2 protein-coding genes and 1 pseudogene are annotated in these 3,823 nt (G+C 74.8%); all 3 read left to right on the forward strand.

Translation table 11 applies throughout. From position 1 onward, the window contains the following. The first annotated feature begins 115 nt into the window (after window positions 1-115). Window positions 116-664: a DUF3817 domain-containing protein gene (locus D8M29_RS09510; RefSeq protein ID WP_036340922.1), complete on the forward strand. Its 549-nt coding sequence runs from the start codon at window positions 116-118 to the stop codon at window positions 662-664. Window positions 665-686: 22 nt separating this feature from the next. Continuing rightward, complete coding sequence (gene guaA / locus D8M29_RS09515) at window positions 687-2,306, forward strand: glutamine-hydrolyzing GMP synthase (RefSeq protein ID WP_153239438.1); 1,620 nt, start codon at window positions 687-689, stop codon at window positions 2,304-2,306. 98 nt (window positions 2,307-2,404) lie between these two features. After that, a pseudogene (locus D8M29_RS09520) lies at window positions 2,405-3,823 on the forward strand (hypothetical protein); the annotation flags it as partial.

A 3,823-nucleotide genomic window follows, 5' to 3' on the forward strand; every position in this document is an offset into this window, starting at 1 on the left:
CTCTCGTCGCGGCACAGTCCGCGGCGCACCCACGCCAGGACCACGACGACGACGGGGCCGCGCGCCCCGACCCCCGCGACCCGGGCCCCCGTGGGCCCCGAGAGGAGCAGAGCCGATGAGCACCCAGCACCCCGGCCCCCAGCCGGTGGACCCGGCGAGCCTGCCGGATCCCGAGGACATCACGGAGGCCGACCTGCCCGAGCCGCCCCCGCGGCCAGGCCGGGAGCATCGCCGTTTCGCCGGCACCCAGCAGCAGATCCGCTCCGCCACCCGCCTCTACGTGGTGTGCGCGTGGATCACCGGCATCATGCTCCTGCTGCTCGTGGCGGAGATGGTGCTGAAGTACGGCATGCACGTGGAGCTCTACGCGGGCGGCACCACCCTGGACGGAGAGGCCAACGGCCTGGGGCTGCACCCCACGGACAGCGTGACCGGGGGAGTGAACCTGTCCCTGTTCATCCTCATCGCCCACGGCTGGATGTACGTGGTGTACCTGCTCGCCTCGTTCCGCCTGTGGTCCCTGATGCGCTGGGAGCCGCTGCGCCTGCTGGCGATGGCCGGCGGCGGCGTCGTGCCGTTCCTGTCCTTCGTGGTGGAGAAGCGCATGACCCGCGTGGTCCGGGACGAGCTGCACCGCTTCCCGGACGCCGCGCGGCGCTACTGAGCGCCTCGACTATCCTGGACGGGTGACGCAGAATGCCCCCCACCCCGACACCCCCGCCCCGCTCAGCGACGTGATGCCCACGGTGCTGGTGCTGGACTTCGGCGCCCAGTACGCACAGCTCATCGCGCGTCGTGTGCGCGAGGCCAACGTCTACTCCGAGGTCGTGCCCGCCTCCACCCCGGCGGCGCAGATCCTGGAGCGCAAGCCCGCGGCGCTGATCCTCTCGGGCGGGCCGTCGTCGGTGTACGAGCCCGGCGCCCCGCAGCTGGATCCGGCGCTGCTCGAGGCCGGGGTGCCCGTGCTGGGCCTGTGCTACGGCTTCCAGTCGATTGCGCACGCCCTCGGCGGCACCGTGGCCAAGACCGGCACCCGGGAGTACGGCTCCACCCGCCTGGACTCGGTGGACGCCGACTCCGTGCTGTTCGCGGGCCAGGACCTCGAGCAGGTCGTGTGGATGTCCCACGGGGACGCCGTGACGCAGGCGCCCGAGGGCTTCGCCGTGACGGCCTCCACCGCGGGCGCCCCCGTCGCCGCGTTCGAGGACCGCGAGCGCCGCATCTTCGGCGTGCAGTGGCATCCCGAGGTGGGCCACTCCTCCCACGGTCAGCGGGTGCTCGAGCAGTTCCTGCACGTGGGTGCGGGCCTGGGCGCGGACTGGACGGCCAGCGGCGTGATCGAGGAGCAGGTCGAGCGCATCCGCGAGCAGATCGGGGACAAGCGGGCCATCTGCGGCCTGTCCGGCGGCGTGGACTCCGCCGTGGCCGCGGCCCTCGTGCAGCGCGCCATCGGCGACCGCCTCACCTGCGTCTACGTGGACCACGGCCTCATGCGCGAGGGCGAGTCCGCCGAGATCGAGCAGGCGTTCGGCGAGGCCCACGGCGGCGCCCGCCTCGTGATGGTGGACGCGCGCGAGGACTTCCTGTCCGCGCTGGCCGGCGTCACCGACCCCGAGGCCAAGCGCAAGATCATCGGCGAGCGGTTCATCCGCACCTTCGAGAAGGCGCAGGCGGACATCGTCCTCGAGTCCGAGCACGACCCGGACGCCACCGAGGTCCGCTTCCTCGTGCAGGGCACGCTCTACCCGGACGTCGTCGAGTCCGGCGGCGGGGACGGGGCGGCCAACATCAAGTCCCACCACAACGTGGGCGGCCTGCCGGACGACATCGAGTTCGAGCTGTGCGAGCCGCTGCGCGAGCTGTTCAAGGACGAGGTCCGCGCCGTGGGCGCCGAGCTCGGCCTGCCCGAGGGCATCGTGCACCGCCAGCCGTTCCCGGGCCCGGGTCTGGGCATCCGCATCATCGGCGAGGTCACCCAGGAGCGCCTGGATCTGCTGCGCCGCGCGGACGCGATCGTGCGCGCCGAGCTCACCGCGGCCGGGCTGGACCGCCAGATCTGGCAGTGCCCGGTGGTGCTGCTCGCGGACGTGCGCTCCGTGGGCGTGCAGGGTGACGGCCGCACCTACGGCCACCCGGTCGTCCTGCGCCCCGTCACCAGCGAGGACGCCATGACGGCGGACTGGGCGCGGATCCCGGACGACGTCCTGTCCCGCATCTCGAACCGCATCACCAACGAGGTCGACGGTGTCAACCGCGTCGTGCTCGACGTGACCAGCAAGCCGCCGGGCACCATCGAGTGGGAGTGAGCGGCGCGTCCGGCGCCGCATCCGGCCGCCCCTGACCGGGGCGGCCGTCCGCACGAAGACCGCCTGGACCCAGGCGACGGAGGAAGGACCGCACGCACGTGACCGAGCAGGAGTTCCCGCGCCTGGCCCGCGCCCGCGCCGCCGCACGCCCCGACGAGGGGCAGACCCGCCCCGACCCGGCCGCCTGGGTGTCCTCCCTGGGCTCGGGCGCCGAGAACGACACGATGCTGCGGTTCGCGCCCTCGGCGGCCAACAGCATCGACCTCACGGAGGCGAACTCCTCCGGCGTCTCGCAGCTGCTGCTGGGGCGGCGCACCCGCCTGTCCACCCTGCTGCCGGCCGGCCCGGAGCTGGACGCGGCGCACGCGGTCTCCCTCGGCCTGCGCGCCAAGGTACGCGAGCTGGCGGAGGAACGCGGCTGCGACGTCGGCGCGCGCGCCGTGGGCGTGGCCACGTGGACGGCCGAGGAGGACGGTCGGCGGGAGCGCCGCTCCGCCCCCGTGCTGCTGGCCCGCGTGGCCCTGACGGTGCGCCGCGGCGCCCGGGGCCGGGACGAGCTGGAGGTCCAGATCACCGAGCCGGCCCGCCTGAACCCGGCGCTCGTGCGGAACCTGCGCCGGCACCACGGCATCGCCCTGGACCCCGAGGCGTACCAGCAGGCCGCCTACGCCACGGCGCGCCTCGAGCCCGCCCCCGCGTTCGCCCGCCTGCGCGAGGAGACCGCCGCGATCGCGGACCTGCACATCCAGGATTGCCTGCTCGTCTCCACGTTCGCGGACCTCGGCGAGACCGCCTCCCTGCCCGCCTCCCTCGAGGATCTGCCGGTCGTGCAGGCCCTGTACGACGCCGGGACCGGCATGGTGCCCCGCCCGGCGGCGCTGCAGCCCACGGGCGCGCCCGCGGAGGATGACGTCGCCCCGGCGGACGAGCGCCTCGTCGTCGACGTCGACGCCGCCCAGGCACGCGTGCTCGAGCACGCCGCGGCGGGGGAGTCCCTCGTGGTGGCGGCCGCCCCCGGCACCGGGCAGACCCAGACCGCCGCCGCCCTGGCCGCGCGCCTGGCCTGGGAGGGTCGGCGCGTGCTGGTCGTGGCCGAGCGCTCCGCCGCCCTGGCCGACGTGCTCGACCGCCTCGAGGAGGCGGACCTGCGCTCGATCGCGCTGGACGTGCCCGCCAACGCGGACCCCGAGCTGCTCCGCCGCCAGCTCGTGCAGGCCGTCCTGCGCTCCGAGCGGGCCGTGGACCCCGACACCGCCCGGGACGAGGCCGCCCTGACCGAACGACGGCGCCGGCTGCAGGAGCACGTCGGCTCACTGCACCACGTCCGCCCCCGCTGGGGCTGCTCGCCGTTCCAGGCGATGCAGGCCCTGGCCGCCCTGACCGGGCTCGAGACGCCGCCGGCCACCACCGTGCGCCTCAAGCGCTCCGTGCTGGACTCCACCGTGAACCGGCAGGCCGTGGGCGAGCAGCTCGTGCGCGCCGGGGAGCTCGGCGCGTTCTCGGCCGCCGCCACCGAG

The organism is Micrococcus sp. HSID17227 (assembly GCF_003989405.1).
GTDB lineage: Bacteria > Actinomycetota > Actinomycetes > Actinomycetales > Micrococcaceae > Micrococcus > Micrococcus luteus.